This is a genomic window from Microbacterium sp. UBA3486 (assembly GCF_002377845.1).
Classification (GTDB): Bacteria; Actinomycetota; Actinomycetes; order Actinomycetales; family Microbacteriaceae; genus Microbacterium; species Microbacterium maritypicum_A.
Genome location: NZ_DFQP01000083.1, coordinates 1 through 20,034 on the forward strand (window position 1 = coordinate 1; position 20,034 = coordinate 20,034).

Sequence of the window (20,034 nt, forward strand, 5' to 3'; positions counted from 1 at the left end):
ACTGCGCCGAGGCCGATCGGGGGCGCGGGCCGCAGCTGCGCCGTCACCGCCGCGCGCTCTCCGGCGGCGAGCTTCGCGGCATCGACAGCCACCGGCACGTCGCCGTCTCGGAATCGACCGAACAGCACCGCGAGTCCACGTGCGGCATGACCGAGTTCACCGGCGACCGCGACGACATCTCCGGGGCGCGCGCCGCTCCTGGTCACGGCAGTGCGTCCCTCGAGGTCGCCCAGCGCCGTCACCGCCACGGTCAGCACATCCGACACCGTCAGGTCGCCGCCGACCACGGCACACCCGGGGGCGAGCGCGGCACACGCATCACGGAAGCCGTCGGCGAGCCTCTCCACGAAAGAGAGCCGCAGGTCGCGCGGCACCGCGAGAGCGACCAGCAGCGCGGTCGGGCGCGCCCCCATCGCCGCGACATCCGCGAGGTTCACCGCTGCGGCCTTCCAGCCGAGGTCGTACCCGCTCGACCATGCGAGCCGGAAGTCCGGACCGTGCACGAGCGTGTCCGTCGTCGCGACCACGGAACCCGACGGCGTGGCGATCACCGCCGCATCGTCTCCCGGCCCGATGAGCGTGTGGGCCCCCGTCGGCGTCCGTGTCAGGATCGCCTGCAGGATGCGCCCTTCGGAGAGATCTCCCAGGCGCGGATCGTCGGCTTCGTGTCGGGAGGGCATGCTGTCAAAGGTAGCCTGGAAGCATGCCCCGTTCCCGTCGCCTCGCTGTCCTCGCCGGGGCAGTGACCCTCACCGCGGTGCTCGCCGGCTGCTCGACCACCGTGCACCTCGAGCCCGCAGCCGATGCGAACAATCCGGCGTGTGCGAACGTCTCGGTGCTGCTGCCGGAGTCCGTCGGCGGACTCGATCGTGTCTTCACCGACGCGCAGGCGACCGGTGCCTGGGGCGACCCCACAGTCGTGCTGCGCTGTGGTGTCGAACCCCCTGCGCCGTCGGCCCTGGTGTGCACGACGCTCGGCGGCGTCGACTGGCTCGTGCTCGACCAGGAAGAGGACCGTCAGCGCCTCGTCACCTTCGGTCGCGACCCCGCGGTGGAAGTGACGATCCGCCGTGGCGAACAGATCGACTTCCAGGCGATCGTCGACAAGATCTCGGCGAGCATCCAGTCCGGGCTCCAGCCGGCGACCGGACAGTGCACGGACCGCGTCGAGTTCCCCGCGGGCTGATCGCCCCCGGGGAACTCCGATCTCAGCGGCGCAGGCCCGCTTCGATGAGTTCGGTGATGAGATCGCCGTAGCTCAGGCCCGATGCGACCCAGCACTTGGGGAACATCGAGATCGGGGTGAATCCCGGCATCGTGTTGAGCTCGTTGACCACGAGTTCACCCGACGGCGTCAGGAACACGTCGACACGAGCGAGGCCTCGTCCGTCGACAGCCTCGAACGCGCGGACGCCGATCTCCTGGATCGCTGCGCACTCCGCATCCGTCACCTCGGCCGGACACACGACGTCCACGCCGTCACCGCCCAGGTACTTGCCCTCGAAATCGTAGAAGCCCCGCGACGTCAAGACGATCTCGCCGGGCAGCGAAGCCTTGACTCCGTCAGCGGTCTCGAGCACCGCCACCTCGATCTCGCGCCCGCTCACCCCGGTTTCGATCAGGACCTTGTCGTCTTCGGCGAAAGCCACCGCCAGAGCTGCGTCGAGCTCGTCGGCGGTCTCGACCTTGGACACTCCGACGCTCGAGCCCGCACGGGCGGGCTTCACGAACACCGGGAGGCCGAGTTCCGCAGCACGCGCACGAACGTCTGCGGCACTGCGGTCCCAGTCCTTTCGGCGCACCGTCACCCACGGCGCGACCGCGATGCCGGATGCCTCGAGCGCGATCTTCATGAAGTGCTTGTCCATGCACAGAGCGGAATCGAGGACACCGCCTCCGGCGTAGGGGACCTCGAGGGTGTCGAAGTAGCCCTGGATCGTGCCATCCTCCCCGTGGGGTCCGTGCAGGATGGGCAGGACGACGTCGATCTCCCCCAGCCCCTCGACGGTGCCATCGGCGTGCACGACCCGCAACGTGCGGTCGCCACCGGGCTCCGGCCACAGCACCCGAGTGCCGTTGTCGACGACTTCGGGGAGGTGCGCGGCATCGAGCGGGAACTTCGCCGGATCGTCGTCCTCGAGGACGAACGCTCCTTCACGGGTGATCCCGACGGGGATCACGGCGTAGCGATCGCGGTCAATCGCGCCCAGCACGCCCCCCGCCGTTGCGGAGCTGATCGAATGCTCGCTGGAGCGCCCGCCGAAGAGCACCACCACCGTCTGCTTGTCCATGGTTGGTCCTCTCACCCTGCGGGGTGTCGTCGTCCGTCGTCAGATGGGGTGCGATGTCTCGCGGATCCATCTTGCCGTCGAGCACCATCTTCACCTGCTCGACGATGGGCATGTCGACCTCGGCTTCGCGAGCGAGCTGCAGGATGGGCGCGACGGAGGCGAGTCCCTCGGCTGTCTGCTGCATCTGCTTCACGACGTCCTGGAAGCTGTATCCCTGACCGAGCAGTCGCCCGGCGGTGTTGTTGCGGCTCAGTGGCGACTGGCACGTGGCGATGAGGTCGCCCAGACCGGCGAGGCCCTGAAGCGTCTCCGGGTGCGCGCCGTTCGCGACCGCGAAGTCGGTCATCTCGACCAGTCCACGGGTGATGATCGACGCCTTGGTGTTCTCGCCGTAGCCGACACCGTCCACGATGCCGATGGCCACGGCGATCAGGTTCTTGAGGACGCCACCGAACTCGGTACCGATCACATCGGTGTTCACGAAGGTACGGAAGTAGCTGTTGCGGGCCGCGCGTGCGACGATCTCCGCCGTCTCCTGGCTGCGTGAGGAGATGACGGCGGCGGTCGGCTGCTCCCGGGCGATCTCGAGGGCGAGGTTCGGCCCCGAAGCCACCGCGATGCGATCGGGGTCACACCGCAGCTCCTGCTGGATCACCTGGCTCATGCGCAATCCGGTGCCGCGTTCGACACCCTTCATGAGGCTGATGATCTTCGCGTCGCTGTCCGCGATCAGCGGTCGCAGAGCTTTCAGGTTCTCGCGCAGCGACTGACTCGGCACGGAGAGATAGACCTGGTCCACCCCCTCCAGCGCGGTCGCGAGTTCGTGGGTCGCCGCCATCGTGCGGGGAAGGTTGATCCCTGGCAGGTAGCGCGAATTGCGCTTGGCCTCGTTGATCTCCTGGGCGAGTTCGGCACGACGCGCCCACATCGTCACCTGGGCGCCCCCGTCGGCGAGGATCTTGCCGAAGGTGGTCCCCCAGCTGCCCGAGCCGATGACGGTGGCCCGTGGGCCTGCTGCAACGGTTCTCTTAGGAGTCAAGGCGCCCGGTCTCCTTCTGCCCATGGCTCGCGGGGTTCCACCGCTCCGCCGGTGCCTTCTCGTCCCGCAGCTCCTCGAGGAGCGCGGTGATCGCGTTCATGAGTCGATTGGTGGCCTCGGTGAGGGCCGCCGGCTCTCCTGCACGCTCGCGCAGATCGGAGACGTCGACCGGATCGCCGATGAGCACCTGGACCGGCTTGCGCAGCGGCCAGAGGCTCAGACCCTTCTGGTAGCGCCCCATGATCGCCTGGGTGCCCCACTGGGCCATCGGGATCAGCGGGATGCCATCGGCGAGGGCCAGGCGTACCGCACCCGACTTGCCGCGCATCGGCCACAGGTCGGGATCACGCGTGAGCGTGCCCTCCGGGTAGACGATCACGCCGCGGCCGTGCTCGACGAGCTCCTCCGACTGCTTCATCGTCTGCCGTGCGGAGGCAGCGGACGAGGTGCGCGCGACCGGGATCATCCCGGTGCGGTGCAGGAACCAGCCCAGCACCGGGACCGAGAAGAGGCTCTCCTTCGCCATGAACCGCGGCGCGCGACCGGAGCGCCACACGGCGACGGCGACGATGAGCGGATCGAACTCGGAGTAGTGGTTCGGCGCCAGGACGTACGACCCCTCCTGGGGCAGCTTCTCGGCCCCGCGGACACGGATCTTCGCGATCAGAGAGACCGGCGGGATGATCAGCGCCGCGAGCGGCCAGAAGATGCTCGGACGCTTCGTCTCCGATGATCGGGACGTCACCGCGGTCACCGGATGACGTCGAAGTCGGCGCCGAGCGCGTCGAGCTTGGCGAGGAACTTCTCGTAGCCGCGGCTGAGGATGTCGACACCGGACACCTTCGATTCGCCGGTGGCCGTCAGTGCCGCGATCACATGGCTGTAGCCGCCGCGGAGATCAGGAACCACGATGTCCGCGCCATGCAGAGGCGTCGGGCCGGTGATGACTGCCGCCTGCTCCAGGTCCCGCCGCGGAACGCGGCGCGGACCGTCCTGGAGACCACGGGGGTGCACGACGATGTCGGCCCCCATCTTGACCAGCGCATCGGTGAACCCCATCCGATTCTCGTACACGGTCTCGTGCACGACGGAGCGGCCATGTGCCTGCGTGAGAGCGACGACGAGCGGCTGCTGCCAGTCGGTCATGAAGCCGGGGTGCACGTCGGTCTCGATCACGACGGGCTTGATGTCGCCGTCGCGACGGAAGAGGATGCCGTCTTCCTGGATGTCGAACCAGCCCCCCGCCTTGCGGAAGACGTTGAGGAACGTGAGCATCTCCTGCTGCTTGGCGCCGCCGACGAAGATCTCGCCGTCGGTGGCCAACGCCGCGGATGCCCACGATGCCGCCTCGTTGCGGTCGAAGATCGACCTGTGGTCGTATCCGCGGAGCTTCTCGACGCCCTCGATCACGATGACGCGGTTCGGCTCGTACGAGATGATGGCGCCCATCTTCTGCAGCACGGCGATCAGGTCCATGATCTCGGGCTCGATGGCCGCGTTGCGCAGCTCCGTCACGCCTTCGGCGCGGACGGCGGTGAGCAGCACCTGCTCTGTGGCGCCGACGCTCGGGTACGGAAGGTGGATGTTGGCGCCGTGCAGACGGCTTCCCCCCGTCGAGAGGCGGATGCCGCTGGGCAGCTTCTCGACGATCGCGCCGAACTTGCGCAGAGCGTCCAGATGGAAGTCGATGGGACGATCCCCGATGCGGCATCCACCCAAGTCGGGGATGAACGCCTGACCGAGACGGTGAAGCAGCGGTCCGCAGAACAGGATCGGGATACGCGAGGCTCCCGCGTGGGCGTCGATCTCCTCGAAGTGCGCCGACTCCACATCGCTCGGGTCGAACACGAGCGAACCGGGCTCATCGCCCTCGGATACGCGAACGCCGTGCACCTCGAGCAGCGACCGCACGACGGCGACGTCACTGATCGCCGGCACGTCGCGCAGAGTGCTCACGGTCTCGCCCAGGAGCGAGGCGACCATGGCCTTCGTCGCCAGGTTCTTCGCGCCCTTGACATCGACACGGCCGCGAAGCGGACGTCCGCCTCGGATGGCGAGGACGTCTCCGGTGAGGGCAGGGACTCCGTCCGGAAGAGCGTCGCGCACAGGTGTCGTCATTCGGAGCCTCACTTCATTCACGGATTTCGGGGGCGGGTTGCCCCTGGCTCCCCCGCCCCCACCGTCTTACTGAACGGGAAGGGTTCGGGGCCGCCACGACTCGCGACGGGCCTCGAACTGCGCGATCTTGTCTTCGTTGCGCAGCGTGAGCCCGATGTCATCGAGCCCTTCGAGGAGCCGCCATCTAGTGTAATCGTCGATACCGATGTCGGCCTGGACGTCGCCGATGGACGCGGTGCGCGCCTCGAGGTCGACGGTCATCTGGACCCCGGGATTCCGGTCGATCTCAGCCCAGAACCGCTCGAGATCCTCTTCCGAGATCGTCGCGGCGAGGAGACCCTGCTTGCCCGAATTGCCCCGGAAGATGTCGGCGAAGCGCGGGCTGAGCACGACTTTGAAGCCGAAGTCCCGGAGCGCCCAGACCGCGTGCTCGCGGCTGGATCCGGTGCCGAAGTCGGGTCCGGCGAGAAGCACCGATGCCCCCTGGAAAGGCGCCTGGTTGAGAACGAAATCGGGATCCTGACGCCATCCGTGGAACAGAGCGTCCTCGAAACCGGTCTTCGTGACCCGCTTGAGGAAGACGGCGGGGATGATCTGGTCGGTGTCGACGTTCGAGCGCTTCAGGGGCGCCGCGATACCCGTGTGAGTGGTGAACTTCTCCATGATTCAGAACCCTTCCGTGAGGTCGCTCGGGCTGGACAGGGTGCCACGGATCGCGGTGGCTGCGGCGACGAGCGGCGAGACGAGGTGCGTGCGCCCTCCCTTGCCCTGCCGGCCCTCGAAGTTCCGGTTGGAGGTGGACGCACAGCGCTCCCCCGGAGCCAGCTGATCGGGGTTCATCCCGAGGCACATCGAGCATCCGGCGAAGCGCCACTCCGCCCCGAAGTCCTTGATGACCTTGTCGAGGCCCTCCGCCTCGGCCTCCAGCCGCACCCTGGCGGATCCGGGGACGACCATGACCCGCACCCCGTCGGCCTTCTTCTTGCCCTCGATGATCGAGGCGAACGCACGCAGGTCCTCGATACGGCTGTTGGTGCACGACCCCATGAAGACCGCGTCGACCGGCACCTCCTTGAGTGGTGTCCCCGGAGTCAGATCCATGTACTCCAGCGCACGCTCGGCGGCGGCGCGCTCGTTCGGATCGTCGATCTCGGCCGGGTCGGGCACCGAGGCCGAGAGCGAGCTGCCCTGACCGGGGTTCGTGCCCCACGTCACGAAGGGCTCGAGCTGGTCGGCATCGATGAACACCTCGGCGTCGAACGTCGCGCCGTCGTCGGTCGGCAGCGTGCGCCAGTACGCGACGGCCTCTTCCCAGTCCTGTCCCTTCGGCGCATGCGGGCGGCCTTCGAGGTATGCGAACGTCGTCTCGTCGGGAGCGACCATGCCGGCGCGGGCCCCCGCCTCGATGGACATGTTGCAGATGGTCATCCGGCCCTCCATCGACAGGGCGCGGATGGCGCTGCCGCGGTACTCGAGCACGTACCCCTGACCGCCGCCGGTGCCGATCTTCGCGATGACCGCGAGGATGATGTCCTTGGCCGTGACACCGGGGCGGAGCGTCCCCTCGACGTTGATCGCCATCGTCTTGAACGGCTTGAGCGGGAGCGTCTGGGTCGCCATGACATGCTCGACCTCGCTCGTGCCGATGCCGAACGCCATCGCGCCGAATGCGCCGTGGGTCGACGTGTGCGAATCGCCGCACACCACCGTGATGCCGGGCATCGTCAGCCCGAGCTGAGGACCCACCACGTGCACGATGCCCTGTTCGGCGTCGCCCAGCGAGTGCAGACGCACCCCGAACTCGGCCGCGTTGCGGCGCAGCGTCTCGATCTGCGTACGGCTGGTGAGATCGGCGATCGGCTTGTCGATCTCCCACGTCGGGGTGTTGTGATCCTCGGTGGCGATCGTGAGATCGAGACGGCGCAGCGGGCGGTCTTCGCTGCGCAGTCCGTCGAAGGCTTGCGGGCTGGTGACCTCGTGCACCAGATGCAGGTCGATGTAGATGAGATCCGGCTCGCCGTTCTCACCCTTCACGACGAGGTGGTCGTCCCAGACCTTCTCTGCGAGAGTTCTGCGGCGTGCGGAATCGGCACCGTTTGCGGGGGTGGTCATTGCGTGTCTCCTGTGGCTGGCGGTTCGGCCCACGATGGACTCCGCGACGAGGAGGGGCTCAGAACGAGGTCTCGTCGCGGCGCCTAAGAAGAAGGAGGACGGCCCGCATGACGTCAGATTACCACCGCTCGGACATGCTCCTCCCCGTCATGACACTCTGTTGAGCACCCCGACCGACTGAGAGGCACCGCATGACCGTCGACTCCGCCCGCTTCGCCACACGTGCGGTCCATGCGGCGAGAACCCGTGAGACTGCGGCGTCGCGCGCGACGCCGATCTACCTGACGGCGGGCTTCGAGTTCGAGGACTTCGATCACGCAGCCGATCATTTCCGCACAGGGACAGGCTTCGGATACACGCGCACCGGGAACCCCACGGTGCGCGCGGTGGAACGGCAACTGGCCGCCCTCGAATCGGGAGCGGACGCCGTGCTCGTCGCCAGCGGCCAGGCGGCGGTCGCCACAGCCCTGCTGACCGTCGCGGGTGCCGGCGATCACATCGTGTCGTCCACGCACATCTACGAAGGCACCAGAGGCCTGTTCCTCGACAACCTTGCGCGGCTCGACATCGAGACGACGTTCGTCGACGACATCGCCGATCCGCAGGCCTGGCGCTCGGCGATACGCCCGAACACCCGTGCGCTGTTCGCCGAATCGCTCGCCAACGCGCGCAACGACATGCTCGACATCCGCACCGTCAGCGGCATCGGCGACGAGCACGCCATCCCGCTCATCGTGGACAACACGCTGGCCACGCCTGCGTTGCTGCGGCCTCTCGAGCACGGAGCGGCGATCGTGGTCCACTCCGCGTCGAAGTTCCTCGCCGGTCACGGTTCCGTGCTCGGTGGCGTGCTCGTCGACGACGGACGCTTCGACGCCGAGCTGGCGGGCCACAACGCCCCCCACCTCGTACTTCCCGGTCGAGGCGAGACGCCCAGTGTCTTCGCGCGACACGGCGGTCGTGCCCGCATCGCGTACGCCAGGGAGTCGGTGGCTCCGCGCTTCGGCGCCTCTCCCTCGCCGCTCAACGCCTTCCTGATCGGACAGGGCGTGGAGACGCTCGGGCTCCGGGTCGAGCGTCAGTCCCGCAATGCTCTGCAGATCGCCCGGTGGCTGGAGCAGCACGAGGCCGTCGAGAGCGTGGACTACGTCGGACTCCCCTCCCACCCCGACCACGCGCTCGGGAAGCGCTACCTCGACGGCGGTTCCGGCTCGATCTTCACCTTCACCCTTCGGGGCGGACTCCCCGCAGCGCGCCGCTTCGTCGAGGATGTCCAGGTCTTCACCCACATGACCCACATCGGAGACGTCCGTTCCCTGGTGCTGCATCCGGGGACGACAAGTCATGCGCAGCGCACCGACGAAGAACGCGAGATCCTCGGCGTCGGACCGGGCACCCTCCGCCTGTCGATCGGCATCGAGGACGTCGACGATCTTCTCTCCGACCTGTCTCGCGTGCTCCAGGGTGTGCGGGAGACGGTGGCATGACCCGCCCTCAGCACTTCGGCTGGTTCCTCGCCCGTGGCTTCGGCCCGCAGGGTTGGGGGTATCCGTCGCTCGACTGGGACTACGACTGGACGCGTCCCGAGATCTATCAGGAAGCCGCGCGGACGCTCGAACAGGCCGGGTTCGATCTGGTCATCATCGAGGACGCACCATCTCTGGGATCGCCTTCGACGATCGACCTGCGGGTGCGGCACGCTTTCGGCGGGCCGAAGCATGATCCGCTCCTCCTCGCGCCGTACCTCTTCCAGGCGACCAGGCATCTCGGCGTGGTCCCGACGGTGAATCCCGCCGCCTGCCTCCCCTACACGGCGGCGCGGCAGTTCGCGACCTTGCAGCACCTCAGCGGTCACCGGCTCGGACTCAACGTCGTCACCGACACCGGCAGCGCCCGCCACTTCTCCGACGCGACGCAGCTGGGACACGACGAAGCGTACGACCGCGCCGAGGAATGGCTCACCGGCATCCGCTCACTCTGGCGCAGCTGGGATGACGGGGCCCTCGTCGCCGACCGCGAGACCGATGTCTTCGCCGATGGCACGCGGTTGCGGGCCGTCACGCACCGGGGCGAATACTTCGCGTTCGACGGACCGCTGAACGCCGTGCCGTTCACCGAGGGGGAACCCGCGATCGTCTCACCCGGGGGCTCAGGTCGAGGACTCGGCTTCGCCGGCGCGAACTCCGACGTACAGCTGGCGCTCGCCCCGCTGCACGAGAAGTCCGTGCGCGACTACCGCGCCAAGGTGCACGAGGCGGCGGTCGCGAAAGGCCGACGTCCGGACGACATCAAGATCCTCTTCGCCATCCAGCCCGTGATCACGTCGTCGAGCGACGAAGCCGATCGCATCGTCGCGGCCTCTACGCACCCCGACGACGCCGCGCTCGTGCAGATCGCCCGCAAGCAGTCGAGTGATCTCGAGACCGACCTGACGTCACTCGACCTCGACCGGCCGCTCGACCTCTCGATCTTCGGCGCCCATGTCTCGCGGGGCAGCATCCAGCGCCTGATCGGCGACCGCGGGGAGGACGCCCCGCTGCGTGCGCATCTGAGCGCGCTCGCCCGCGCCGGACGCCTCAAGGATCGCACCGGATTCGTCGGCACCGCCGAGGAGTTCGCAGACCTGATCGAGGAGCTCGGCGACTGGGGCAACGACGGCGTGCTGCTGTGGGGCGACTTCCACCCCGTGACGCTGCACCGGACGCTCGATGAGCTCGTACCCGTTCTGCGCCGCCGCGGGATCCTCCGACGCGAATACGCAGAGGGTGGCCTGCAGGCGAACCTGCGCGCGTTCTGATCGGCGGTCGGACCGACGGTCACCAGCCCAGGGAACCGGGATCGCCCTTGAAAGGGCCGACGACGGACGAGGTGACCCAGCCGCCGTAGAACCCACCCGGCTGTGGCGTCGCGATCTCGTCGCCCACCGTGCACTCGTCCATCGAGGCCGCGTACACGGCGATCCGATCGGTCAGCGCCTCGAATCCCGGTGTCGGATTCGGATAGTTCCAGGCGGCGCCCCGGCGCACGGTGCCGCCGTTGCGCACGTCGAAGTAGCGGGCCGCGCCCTTGAACTCGCAGAACGATGCGCCATCGGCCTCGACCAGTGCACCGGGGACGAAGTCGGCGATCGGAAGGTAATACACGGGAGGGTGGCTCGTCTCCAGCACGCGCACCGCACGACGGGTATCGGCGATCAGGTCTCCGCCGAGGCGGATCGTGACGCGCTCCGTGACCGGCTCGACGCGCGGGGGCCTCGGGTAGTCCCAGACGGATTCCTGTCCGGCGGCCGGGGCGATGGGACGAGGTCGACGCATCTGTTCACTTTACGTCTCTCGGTGTTGACTGGTGCCGTGACCGTCATCCCGATGTTCCCCCTCGGCTCCGTGCATTTCCCGCATACGCCGCTTCCCCTCCGCGTGTTCGAGCCGCGCTACCTCACGATGATCGGCCGGCTCCTGGATGAGGAGGACCCTCGATTCGGGGTCGTTCTCATCGAACGCGGTCACGAGGTCGGCGGGGGTGATGGGCGCAGTCGTATCGGGACGATGGCCCGGCTGGTGAACGTATCCGCCGGTGCGGATGCGCTGCTCGCCGTAGCCGTCGGCACCGACCGCTTCACGGTCGAGGAGTGGCTCGATGACGACCCCTTCCCCCGCGCCGAGGTGACGTCGCTGTCCGCGCTCGACTGGAACGACGAGCTCACTCCGCTCCGCACCGAAGCCGAGGCGATCGTGCGCCGCACTCTCGCACGCGCCCCCGGAGCGCCGTGGGACGCCGACACCGAGATCTCGGACGAGCCGGTCGCCGCGGCCTGGCAGCTCGCGGCGATCGCTCCCCTGGGCGAGTACGACAGATATGCACTACTGAACTCCACCACGATGGGTGGGCTGCTTCGTCAGATCATCGACCTCACCCTGGACGCCGAGCTTCTGTGGTCACGCGGATGAGAGGAGAGGCGTCCGCTGGCGAGCGTGCCGCCGCCGGCGTCACTCCACGGTGGTGGATCGCCTCGCCACGCGCTTCTCACGGGACGACGCGATCAGGCTTGCGACCGTCGCGATGGTCATCGAGGCCAGGATCACGCCGAGCGAGACCATGTTGCTGATGTCGGGCACCCACTCGACGTGCTCGCCGCCGTTGATGAACGGCAGTTCGTTGACGTGCAGGGCGTGCAGGATCAGCTTGATGCCGATGAAACCGAGGATGACGGCGATGCCGTAGTGCAGGTAGCGCAACCGGTCGAGCAGGTCGCCGAGCAGGAAGTAGAGCTGGCGGAGCCCCATCAGCGCGAAGATGTTGGCGGCGAAGACGAGGAAGCCGTTCGTGGTGATCTCGAAGATCGCGGGGATGGAGTCGATCGCGAAGATCAGATCGGTCACGCCGATGGTGATGAAGACGATGACCATCGGCGTCCACATGCGCTTGCCGTCCACCGTGGTGCGGATCTTCGAGCCGTCGTAGGTCTCGCTGATGTCCACCCGGCGACGCAGCAGCCGCACGATGAAGTTCTCACGCTGCACCTCGCCCTCGTGGTCGCCGTCCGGCATGGCCTGGCGGATCGCGGTCCAGATGAGGAAGGCGCCGAAGATGTAGAAGATCGGCGAGAAGTTCTCGACGATCGCGACGCCGGCGAGGATGAAGAGCCCTCGCAGGACGAGCGCGATGATGATGCCGATCATCAAGACCTGCTGCTGCAGCCGTCGCGGAACGGCGAACTGGGCCATGATCAGCACGAAGACGAACAGATTGTCGATGGAGAGGCTGTACTCCAACGCCCATCCGGTGATGAAGTCGCCGGCGTTCTGCCAGCCCCCGACGTTTCCGAGGAGCACAGCGAACAACAGCGCGAGGCCCACGTAGAAGACCACCCAGAGTGTGGATTCCTTCGTCGACGGGATGTGCGGCCGGAGCCGGATGAGGAGCAGGTCGCCGATCAGGATGATCGTGAGGACGATCATCGAGGTGATCTCGAACCAGACGGGAATGTCCAAGGGCGCACTGCACCTTTCGCGGAGGGGTCGGGAATGAGTCGAAAGTCTCTCCCCCGCACTGACGTGCGGCGCGCGCCCGGAGCAGCGATGACGGTGCTCGTGATGACGTTACGCGCGGATTCGGGATACTCCCTCTCGCCCGGGCAATGCTACCGGAGCCTCGGCATCAGCGGGAGCGGATGACGCCCGAATCTTCGCGCCCCACCCGACCCCCGGCTCCCGCATCGAATCTGAGACGATGGGGCGTCGATCGACACTCTCCCTGTGAGAGACACCGAACGGAACCGGGATGCCCCTGCAGACAGATGACCAGAGATGGGCGGCGCAGGCCGCGGCGGGCGACGAGAGCGCCTTCCGCGAGCTGTACCGCACACACGTGCGACCTGTGTACTGGATCGCGCACGGCATCCTCGCCTCGCCGGCCGACGCGGAGGATGTGACGCAGGAGACGTTCGTCGTCGCCTGGCGCAAACTCCCCCGTCTGGAGCTCCAGGGCGAGTCGATCCTGCCCTGGTTGGCCACGATCTGTCGCTTCCAGGCAGCGAATCGAGTTCGCCAACGTCGGAGGGATCAGGCGCACACCGCGGAGGCGGTCGATGAGACCCTGCTGCCGGACACGGTGAGCGTCGAGGAACAGGTCATCACGGCGGAGCTGGCAGCGCGGATCGCGCAGGAGGTGGGCACGTTGAGCGAGCTGGACCGCGAGGTCTTCCGCCTGTGCGCGTCGGAGGGCTACGCCTATCAGACGGCTGCCGAGGAGCTCGGGGTGACCCACGCGGTCGTTCGGAATCGTCTCTCCCGAGTGCGCACGCAGTTGCGGGGCGCCGTCACGGAAGCGAGAGACGCATGAACGAACAGACCACCAGCGGCGACCTGCCCGAGCTCTCGGACGAGACGATCTCCCGCATCGAAGACGCGGTCTTCGCCGAGATCGCCACAGAGCGGGCCCCTGCGCACGTCGGGGAAGCGCGATCGCGGACGCGCCATCGGCGTTGGCTCACCGGCGCAGGCATCGCTGCGGCTTTCGTCGTGGGTGTGCTCGTGACTCCGCCGATCCTCGATGCCGTCGGCGGGGGCACCTCCGTCACGGCCGACGGCGTGAGCACGTCCGGCGGCTCCGTCGCCGATTCCGCTCCCTCCTCCCCCGAGCGGATCACCGGGATCACACCCGAATCGCTGCCCGACGGCGCACTGAGCTCCGGCACGGACGGAACTCTCCCCGGCACGGTGGAGTCCGGCACGGTGGAGTCCGGCACGGGACGCGAGATCATCGCCACGGCGCAGGCGACGGTCCAGGTGAAGAGCATTCCCGATGCCGCGACGGCGATCGCCGCCCAGGCGGAGGAGCACGGCGGCTACGTCGAGAGCACGGAGATCGGGAAGTCGATCGCCGCCGACGACTCCTCCGAGCCGGCCCCCGTTCCCGACGATTCGGCGTACGGCTGGATCAGCATCCGGGTGCCGTCGGCTGATCTGCCCGACGTGATCGCCGCTCTCGATGACACCGGCGAAGTGCTCTCGTCGTCGACGTCGAAGCAGGACGTGACATCGGTCGCGATCGACCTCCAGGCGCGCGTCGACTCCACCCGAGCGTCGGTCGAGCGGCTCACGCAGCTGATGGCGCAGTCGGGAACCGTCGCCGAGCTGATCGAAGCCGAGGTGGCGCTGACAGACCGCCAGGCACAGCTCGAATCGTATGAGCAGCAGCTCGCCGCTCTCGACGATCAGGTCGCCATGTCATCGCTGCAGGTGCAGCTGACCAAGGCGAGCACGCCGACCACCGCCGACCCTGCCGGCTTCGTTGACGGGCTGACGGCGGGATGGAACGGGCTCGTCGTGTCGCTGAACGCGCTGGTCATCGCCCTGGGCTTCCTCCTCCCCTGGCTCGTGATCGCGGGCGCCGTCGTGCTCGTCGTCTGGTTCCTCCGCCGCGCACGACGGAACCGACGCCTCGCCGGCGCGACGACATCAGACGAGACGATCGTCGAAGCCTGACGCGGGCGGTGTCAGGAAGAGGCCGTCTCCCTGTGACGGGAGCCGGCCCCTTCTTGATTTTTCGGCTTATACAAGAACACTTGTGCATCTTGTGAACCGCGATTAGCGTCGTCTGCCGTGGAAGACATCTCCGTGATCACCGCCGTGCATCACCCGCTGCGCCGCCGCATCTACGACTACCTGCTCCTGTACGGCACGGCGCAGGTCACAGCTATCGCCCGCGCACTCGACAGCCAGGTCGGCAGCATCAGCCATCACCTGCGCATGCTCGAGCGCGCCGGTGTCGTGGAACGCGCCCCGGATCCTGCGGGCGACAGACGCACCAGCTGGTGGAAGGTCGCGCGTCGGGGCCTCACCTGGTCGACCGACGACTACGCCGATTCGCCCGCCGATGCCCTGCTCGCCAGAGAGGCCCAGCGACAGGGCATCCGGATGCAGATCGATCGGCTCCAGCGCTGGCATCGCAGTCGCCACGATCCGGCCTTCGCCGGGTACGACGGCTCGAACACCGAGACCACAGCCTGGGCGTCACCCGAGGAACTGCGGGACCTCTCCGCGCGGATCCTCACGACGATCCGCGCGTGGCAGGACGACATCGACCTCGACGATGGCCAGGACCGCGCTCCCGTCTTCGTGTTCGCGCACGCCTTTCCGACGGCGCCGTGATGTCGAGCGTCAGCGACCCTGTCGAGATCATCGCACCCCCCGCCTTCCGTCGCGATCGCCTGGTGCACGCGTGGATCGGCGTGAAAGCGCTCTCGGATGCCGGCGACGCTCTCTGGACCATCGCCCTCGCCTGGACGGCCGTGCAGGTCGCCTCTCCCGCCGTCGCAGGACTGATCGTCGCCGCGGGAACCGTGCCCCGGGCGGTGATCCTGCTGTTCGGAGGCGTGATCGCCGACCGCGCAGACGCCCGTCGCATCATGCTCGTGTTCAACGTGCTCCGGGTCGGCGTGCTGGTCGCCGTCGCGGTCTGGGTGCTCACGACTCCTCCCTCTGTCGCCGTGCTGCTCTTCGCCGCGATCGCGTTCGGCGTCTGCGATGCGTTCTACGAGCCGTCGGCGGGCACGATCGCCCGCCAGCTGGTCAGAGCCGTCGACCTCCCCAGCTACGGCGCTGCAGCGCAGACGGCGTCTCGGCTCGGCACCATGGGCGGCGCGGCGATCGGTGGATTCGTCGTCGCGCACGCCGGTCTCGCCGGAAGCGCATCCGTGAACGCCCTGACCTTCACACTGGTGGTCGCTTTCATCGCGATCTGGCTGCGCCCCCGCTTCCGTCTCGCCCGTGCGGAGAAGGAGACCGCTCTGCGCGGCATCGCGCGCGGGTTCGCCCATCTCTCCGCGAACCCCACGACCCGCACGCTCGTGATCGCCCTCTCGGGGCTGAACCTGGCCGTCGGACCCGCCGTCGGAATCGGGCTCGCCCTGAGGGCGCATGACGAGGGGTGGGGCGCCCAGGCTGTCGGCCTGTTCGAGGCGCTGCTCGGCCTCGGCGCCGCACTCGGGGCTGTGTCGGTGGCGAAGTGGCGCCCGCGGCACGAGGCACGGGCAGGTTTCTGGGCGCTGGTCGTGCAGGGCGCCGGAATCGTGGCGCTCGGCTTCGGGCCGGCATGGACCGTCGGTACCGCTGCCTTCGTCATCGGCGCCACCGCGGGGTACGCATCGGTGCTGCTGAGTGCGACGTTCTCGGCGACCGTCGACACCGCATATCTCGGTCGCATGGGATCCCTCACCCGTCTCGGCGACGATTGCCTCATGCCGCTCGCGATGGCCGGATTCGGAGCACTCGCCTCCGCGACCGCACTCTGGGTGCCGTTCACCATTTTCGGCGGCGCGATGATGGCGCTGATGATCCTGCCCTTGAGCAATCGGACCTTCCGGGCGATGTCATTGAAGCCCGCGGTCTGAGAGCAAGGGCACGTGGGCGGTGGAAACAAGAAAGCCCCCGGCGAACCGGAGGCTTTCTCTGTTGTGTGACCCCAGCGGGATTCGAACCCGCGTTACCGCCGTGAGAGGGCGAAGGTAGTCCGATTCCACAGAGCGATGCGCGCTCGATTCCCCGTGATTCCGGGGTTCTTGGTTCTTCTTGACGCTCCTCGATTCCCCGCGGTTCCGATCTGATGCGTCCGAAATGCGTCCGATTTCGATGGCTTCCAACAGTGTCAATCCGATCCGCTTGCGTCCCGACCATGATGAACCAGACATCGACGAAGGGACACATGATGGACGACCTGCTCACGATCGACGAGGTGTGTGCGACGTTCGGCTTCAACCGGCAGCGCCTCGCGAAGATGCGTTGGCTCGGCGGGGACGCTACTCCCCCATTCCTCAAGCTCTCGCGCACCGACATTCGCTACGCGCGTGCCGACGTACTCGCATGGCTGGATAGCCGACGGATGACCTCAACAGTCGCTGCTGCGTAGCTACATCTGGACGCCTGTAGAGGTCGAGGTTCCACAGCCCTGCGACACCGTTGTTCGCGATCAACGCTACGCGGGGAAGCAACGCGGGAGTCACCGCTGCTGCGGGTCGCGAACCCATCCCTCGTCGAAGTCTTCGAGGTGACGCTCTCTCCAGGTTCCGCCGCGTCCACCACCTGGATACTTCCAGACCTCCCACGCCATCGCGATGCCGGTCTCTGGGTCGAAGCTCGCGAGGTGCAGGATGCCGTACGCCTCACCGTGTGACGCGACATAGCCCGCTGCGACGACTGGGCGATGATCGTCGTAGCTCGGCGTCGTGGAGAGGTCGGAGAGGTCGAGCACGGGGTGCTCGCGACGTTCGCGCTGAATGCTCGGGATGATCTCGGCAACATCATCGGCAATGCGCAGCAGGCGATCGTGAAGCGCACGCTCAAAGTCAGCACCCGTGTTTGGCTTGCCAAGCTCGCGAAGGATCGCACGCCAGTGCAGAACGTTGGGCAGGCTTTCGAATCGAGCTTGCAGATGACGGATACTTTCGTCGTCGAGCCGTGTAACTCCGGTTACCGTGTGCCTGAAGCACTCGGGTCGAACCCGGTCGAAAGCCGCGAGCAAAGTGCGACGACGGACGCCAGGAACACGCAGCTCGATGAGGTCATCAAGAGTCGTCACCGCTGACGCTCGGCTCAGCTCGACCGGAGGACTTGATCGATCACCGCGCGCAGGCACACGCCGAGCGCAAGCGCGTCGTTCCAGGAGCCGTCCCAATCTTCGTGGTGGGCTTCGGCACGGGCGCTCAACACAACGATGGACAACGGAGCAAGCAAGCGGCTGATGTCGGTCTCTACCCCGTCGCCGAGTGTGCGCGCAAGGTCACCCTCGGTCCAGCGGTCTTTTCTCGTCAGTGGATGTCACCCGCACATCATGGTCGGGACTACAGCCATATGTTCTTGGCGCTGAAGTACGCCCACGAGTGGCGCGGAGGATCGCACAGGACGACCGGCTCGTCGAGCGTGTCGAGAGCGCGGGTGTGCAGCCCCCGCAGGTTCGGGTAGAAGTTGAGCGCGTCTTCGTAGACCCCCATGAGGATCAACGTATGGCGCAGAAGGTAGCGCGCACGGAACGACAACTGCTCCACGTCGATCGCTCTAATCTCAGAGTCGCGATCCGGTCGGCGCTTCGGCTCGAACATCCTGTTGCTGTAGCGGAACAACGTGTACCACCGGCGCGGTGATTCACCCTCGACCTGGTCGGCAATGAAGCAGTAGTCCATTCCGATCCAGCGGTCTCGGACGTCGGCATCGGCACCGTTTTGTAGTGAGGTTCTGCGGAATACAGAGCGCGGCAGCGCGTCAAGGACGACTCCGTGGGAGCGCATCCGCACAGCCGCATCATCGGCACCCTCGCACCACACGCGGAGCGCAATGTGGTCGTCCGCCGTCAACGCGGCGTGCCAGGCGCGGAGATCAGCGGCAACGGTTGCGGAAGCGGTCAGGAACGCACGGTCGAGCGATTCGAGTGCGTACCGCCGTGTGCTCTCCGGGTCGGATTCGAGATGTGCGTTGAACGCTCGATGGAGGGCATCCGACACTCGGCGCGCGACGGAAGCGGGAGCTGTCATCGCTGCATCATGGTCGGGGCTTGAGCGCGCCAGCGACGCCCGCGTGCGACATCGCGAGTGCGCGTCAGCGCCGACGCGGCAGCGCGGCGCATAGAAGATGCTCGCCCTACGGGCTCGCGGTGTCTCGTGGTGTTGTCGTCGCGTGCGTCGGCTCGTGGGTCTAGCTGCAATGTCGTCATCTTGGAGTGCGAGCAAGGCGAGCGCGCGACCAGCGGGAGCGCTGTGCGCGGAACGTCGTGGAGCGCACTTCTGAGGCTGGGAGTTGTCGTCGTCTCACCATTGAGCAACTTCGTCCCCTCGCTCCCAACCTTGCACTTCTCCCGCGCCGTCTCGTCGATGATTCAGTCCAGTTGTTTTGCAAGTTCAGATGTCGTGTTTCCGGGTTAGGGACGTACCGCTTTTCAAACGACCGGAGACGGGCGTTTTTCGGGCGATTTTCATCCACGGGAGCGACACCAAAACCGCCCGGGCGAATGATGTGGTGAGGTTCACACCCATCGGACCTGCTGTCGCAGCGGTGCGGTCTGGAGCGTCAGTACGCTCCGTAGCCGCGATAGAACGCTGCTTCGTCGTCGTCTGCGTGAGGAAGTTGCTTCAAGAACTCGCCGCACGCGATCCTGACGGCGGCGTCGCGCTCCCACGTCTGCCACAGGTCGAGGTCGACGAGGTAGGGCAGCCCGCCATGGATGATGATGTTCTGCGCGAGCCAATCGTCAGGGAAGAAGACATGACCCTTGCGCGGCGGTTCGTACATGTCCGACGCGAGCGTTGCTTCGTGTATCTCACGGAGCAACGCTCCTACCGCCTCAGCGTCACTCGCACGAATCGAACGGTCGGGCTTGAGGTAGCCGACGACGACTGCGTGCGTCTCGCCGACCTCGATGACGTCGTCGATGAGCGGCTGCTCGCACCGCACGCCCGCCTTCGCGAACACGCTGAGATCATCGAGGTAGTTGTAGCGCGTCGGTTCGTACCCCACCTTGACGACGAGCGTGCGCTTGTCACTCCAGATATCACTCGTCTCGTGAAGATTGACCAGCGGGGCAGCGGGCGTGATGCCGTGCTCGCGCAACGCTCCGATGATGTCGGTCCTGATTCCCACTCCCTCATCGTTCCACCCTCGTCTCGCACCATGAAATCGAACACGCGCAGGACGTTGAACGCCCTCTTGAAGACTGCACGACAGGGGCGACCACAACCTCGACCGATGAGGCTCGACGCCGTCCATCTCTGAGGGGCTGGACGCGTCAGCGATCCTTACTCTCGATGGCGTCGATCTCGCGATGAGTCAATCCGACTTCGCGCGCACAGAGGCGCACACGCGCACGTTGTTCGTGGAACCGCCGGATGGCATCTGCGGCGGCTTGGTAGTCCGGCTCCGCTGCTGATCCTTCGAGACCATCGCGTCGCAGTCGAGCGCCGCGCACCTCCGAGATGAGCCGCGACTC

The 20,034-nt window shown here is 67.1% G+C and carries 21 protein-coding genes and 1 tRNA gene; 9 read left to right on the forward strand and 13 right to left on the reverse strand.

The window, feature by feature from the left end:
• On the reverse strand, positions 1-680 hold a 680-nt coding region (locus tag B2869_RS11995), incomplete at its 3' end, for a thiamine-phosphate kinase (RefSeq protein WP_292766829.1).
• Positions 681-703: 23 nt separating this feature from the next.
• Here B2869_RS11995 and B2869_RS12000 point away from each other — a divergent pair.
• Positions 704-1,186: a DUF3515 domain-containing protein gene (locus B2869_RS12000; RefSeq protein WP_021200432.1), complete on the forward strand. Its 483-nt coding sequence runs from the start codon at positions 704-706 to the stop codon at positions 1,184-1,186.
• A gap of 22 nt (positions 1,187-1,208) precedes the next feature.
• Here the strand turns inward: B2869_RS12000 and B2869_RS12005 are convergent, their stop codons facing one another.
• The 6 genes from B2869_RS12005 to leuC all read right to left on the reverse strand — a co-directional run bounded on the left by B2869_RS12005 (position 1,209) and on the right by leuC (position 7,560).
• Positions 1,209-2,291, reverse strand: coding sequence for a D-alanine--D-alanine ligase family protein (locus tag B2869_RS12005; RefSeq protein WP_292766833.1), 1,083 nt, complete (start codon positions 2,289-2,291; stop codon positions 1,209-1,211).
• On the reverse strand, positions 2,197-3,354 hold the full coding sequence (locus B2869_RS12010) for an NAD(P)H-dependent glycerol-3-phosphate dehydrogenase (RefSeq protein WP_373695366.1): 1,158 nt from the start codon (positions 3,352-3,354) through the stop codon (positions 2,197-2,199). Before B2869_RS12010 ends, B2869_RS12005 begins: the two co-directional genes overlap by 95 nt.
• Positions 3,320-4,084, reverse strand: coding sequence for a lysophospholipid acyltransferase family protein (locus B2869_RS12015; RefSeq protein WP_029259084.1), 765 nt, complete (start codon positions 4,082-4,084; stop codon positions 3,320-3,322). Before B2869_RS12015 ends, B2869_RS12010 begins: the two co-directional genes overlap by 35 nt.
• Complete coding sequence (murA, locus tag B2869_RS12020) at positions 4,081-5,448, reverse strand: UDP-N-acetylglucosamine 1-carboxyvinyltransferase (protein ID WP_021200428.1); 1,368 nt, start codon at positions 5,446-5,448, stop codon at positions 4,081-4,083. Before murA ends, B2869_RS12015 begins: the two co-directional genes overlap by 4 nt.
• 66 nt (positions 5,449-5,514) lie before the next feature.
• Entirely contained in the window at positions 5,515-6,111 is a 597-nt protein-coding gene (gene leuD / locus B2869_RS12025; protein ID WP_021200427.1) for a 3-isopropylmalate dehydratase small subunit, read from the reverse strand.
• 3 nt (positions 6,112-6,114) lie between these two features.
• Positions 6,115-7,560 carry a 3-isopropylmalate dehydratase large subunit gene (gene leuC, locus B2869_RS12030; RefSeq protein WP_021200426.1) on the reverse strand — a complete coding sequence of 482 codons (1,446 nt, stop codon included), beginning with the start codon at positions 7,558-7,560 and terminating at the stop codon, positions 6,115-6,117.
• A 191-nt stretch (positions 7,561-7,751) separates the two neighbouring features.
• Between leuC and B2869_RS12035 the strand changes: the two genes are divergently transcribed.
• On the forward strand, positions 7,752-9,047 hold the full coding sequence (locus tag B2869_RS12035) for an O-acetylhomoserine aminocarboxypropyltransferase/cysteine synthase family protein (RefSeq protein WP_292766841.1): 1,296 nt from the start codon (positions 7,752-7,754) through the stop codon (positions 9,045-9,047).
• Positions 9,044-10,357 (forward strand): LLM class flavin-dependent oxidoreductase, encoded by a 1,314-nt coding sequence (locus B2869_RS12040; protein WP_292766844.1) that lies wholly within the window; start codon positions 9,044-9,046, stop codon positions 10,355-10,357. Before B2869_RS12035 ends, B2869_RS12040 begins: the two co-directional genes overlap by 4 nt.
• Positions 10,358-10,376: 19 nt before the next feature.
• Here the strand turns inward: B2869_RS12040 and B2869_RS12045 are convergent, their stop codons facing one another.
• Positions 10,377-10,874, reverse strand: coding sequence for a DUF427 domain-containing protein (locus tag B2869_RS12045; RefSeq protein WP_292766847.1), 498 nt, complete (start codon positions 10,872-10,874; stop codon positions 10,377-10,379).
• A gap of 36 nt (positions 10,875-10,910) precedes the next feature.
• On the opposite strand from B2869_RS12045, the gene B2869_RS12050 reads away from it, so the two are divergent.
• Positions 10,911-11,507, forward strand: a complete 597-nt coding sequence (locus B2869_RS12050) for an LON peptidase substrate-binding domain-containing protein (RefSeq protein WP_292766850.1) — start codon at positions 10,911-10,913, stop codon at positions 11,505-11,507.
• Between the two features lie 39 nt (positions 11,508-11,546).
• Here B2869_RS12050 and B2869_RS12055 read toward each other — a convergent pair whose 3' ends face one another.
• On the reverse strand, positions 11,547-12,551 hold the full coding sequence (locus B2869_RS12055; RefSeq protein ID WP_021200421.1) for a TerC/Alx family metal homeostasis membrane protein: 1,005 nt from the start codon (positions 12,549-12,551) through the stop codon (positions 11,547-11,549).
• Positions 12,552-12,840: 289 nt separating this feature from the next.
• Between B2869_RS12055 and B2869_RS12060 the strand changes: the two genes are divergently transcribed.
• The 4 genes from B2869_RS12060 (at position 12,841) to B2869_RS12075 (ending at position 16,453) form a co-directional block, all read left to right on the forward strand.
• Positions 12,841-13,401, forward strand: a complete 561-nt coding sequence (locus tag B2869_RS12060; RefSeq protein WP_292766855.1) for an RNA polymerase sigma factor — start codon at positions 12,841-12,843, stop codon at positions 13,399-13,401.
• Positions 13,398-14,546: a DUF4349 domain-containing protein gene (locus tag B2869_RS12065; protein WP_292766858.1), complete on the forward strand. Its 1,149-nt coding sequence runs from the start codon at positions 13,398-13,400 to the stop codon at positions 14,544-14,546. Before B2869_RS12060 ends, B2869_RS12065 begins: the two co-directional genes overlap by 4 nt.
• A 117-nt stretch (positions 14,547-14,663) precedes the next feature.
• Entirely contained in the window at positions 14,664-15,212 is a 549-nt protein-coding gene (locus tag B2869_RS12070) for a helix-turn-helix domain-containing protein (RefSeq protein WP_021200418.1), read from the forward strand.
• A complete protein-coding gene (locus B2869_RS12075; RefSeq protein WP_292766863.1) occupies positions 15,212-16,453 on the forward strand; it encodes an MFS transporter in 1,242 nt (413 codons plus the stop codon). The genes B2869_RS12070 and B2869_RS12075 overlap by 1 nt, the downstream gene beginning before the upstream one ends.
• Positions 16,454-16,519: 66 nt before the next feature.
• On the opposite strand, the gene B2869_RS12080 is transcribed toward B2869_RS12075, so the two are convergent.
• A tRNA-Glu gene (locus tag B2869_RS12080) sits at positions 16,520-16,587 on the reverse strand.
• A gap of 147 nt (positions 16,588-16,734) precedes the next feature.
• Here B2869_RS12080 and B2869_RS12085 point away from each other — a divergent pair.
• The gene (locus B2869_RS12085) at positions 16,735-16,968 is read left to right on the forward strand and encodes a helix-turn-helix transcriptional regulator (protein ID WP_292766866.1); all 234 of its coding nucleotides are present in this window, start codon (positions 16,735-16,737) and stop codon (positions 16,966-16,968) included.
• A gap of 90 nt (positions 16,969-17,058) precedes the next feature.
• Here the strand turns inward: B2869_RS12085 and B2869_RS12090 are convergent, their stop codons facing one another.
• The 3 genes from B2869_RS12090 to B2869_RS12100 all read right to left on the reverse strand — a co-directional run bounded on the left by B2869_RS12090 (position 17,059) and on the right by B2869_RS12100 (position 19,688).
• Positions 17,059-17,637 carry a hypothetical protein gene (locus tag B2869_RS12090; protein ID WP_292766869.1) on the reverse strand — a complete coding sequence of 193 codons (579 nt, stop codon included), beginning with the start codon at positions 17,635-17,637 and terminating at the stop codon, positions 17,059-17,061.
• A gap of 262 nt (positions 17,638-17,899) precedes the next feature.
• Positions 17,900-18,586, reverse strand: a complete 687-nt coding sequence (locus B2869_RS12095; RefSeq protein ID WP_292766872.1) for a hypothetical protein — start codon at positions 18,584-18,586, stop codon at positions 17,900-17,902.
• Positions 18,587-19,118: 532 nt separating this feature from the next.
• Positions 19,119-19,688 carry a hypothetical protein gene (locus tag B2869_RS12100; RefSeq protein WP_292766875.1) on the reverse strand — a complete coding sequence of 190 codons (570 nt, stop codon included), beginning with the start codon at positions 19,686-19,688 and terminating at the stop codon, positions 19,119-19,121.
• Positions 19,689-20,034 lie beyond the last annotated feature (346 nt).

Bases quoted from the DNA above. Each gene is read 5' to 3' on its own strand.
- B2869_RS12000 (WP_021200432.1), top strand. From the start codon at position 704: ATGCCCCGTTCCCGTCGCCTCGCTGTCCTCGCCGGGGCAGTGACCCTC.
- B2869_RS12035 (WP_292766841.1), top strand. From the start codon at position 7,752: ATGACCGTCGACTCCGCCCGCTTCGCCACACGTGCGGTCCATGCGGCG.
- B2869_RS12065 (WP_292766858.1), top strand. From the start codon at position 13,398: ATGAACGAACAGACCACCAGCGGCGACCTGCCCGAGCTCTCGGACGAG.
- leuC (WP_021200426.1), bottom strand. From the start codon at position 7,560: ATGACCACCCCCGCAAACGGTGCCGATTCCGCACGCCGCAGAACTCTC.
- B2869_RS12095 (WP_292766872.1), bottom strand. From the start codon at position 18,586: ATGACAGCTCCCGCTTCCGTCGCGCGCCGAGTGTCGGATGCCCTCCAT.
- B2869_RS12075 (WP_292766863.1), top strand. From the start codon at position 15,212: ATGTCGAGCGTCAGCGACCCTGTCGAGATCATCGCACCCCCCGCCTTC.
- B2869_RS12085 (WP_292766866.1), top strand. From the start codon at position 16,735: ATGATGAACCAGACATCGACGAAGGGACACATGATGGACGACCTGCTC.
- B2869_RS12010 (WP_373695366.1), bottom strand. From the start codon at position 3,354: ATGGGCAGAAGGAGACCGGGCGCCTTGACTCCTAAGAGAACCGTTGCA.
- B2869_RS12045 (WP_292766847.1), bottom strand. From the start codon at position 10,874: ATGCGTCGACCTCGTCCCATCGCCCCGGCCGCCGGACAGGAATCCGTC.
- leuD (WP_021200427.1), bottom strand. From the start codon at position 6,111: ATGGAGAAGTTCACCACTCACACGGGTATCGCGGCGCCCCTGAAGCGC.
- B2869_RS12060 (WP_292766855.1), top strand. From the start codon at position 12,841: ATGCCCCTGCAGACAGATGACCAGAGATGGGCGGCGCAGGCCGCGGCG.
- murA (WP_021200428.1), bottom strand. From the start codon at position 5,448: ATGACGACACCTGTGCGCGACGCTCTTCCGGACGGAGTCCCTGCCCTC.
- B2869_RS12040 (WP_292766844.1), top strand. From the start codon at position 9,044: ATGACCCGCCCTCAGCACTTCGGCTGGTTCCTCGCCCGTGGCTTCGGC.
- B2869_RS12005 (WP_292766833.1), bottom strand. From the start codon at position 2,291: ATGGACAAGCAGACGGTGGTGGTGCTCTTCGGCGGGCGCTCCAGCGAG.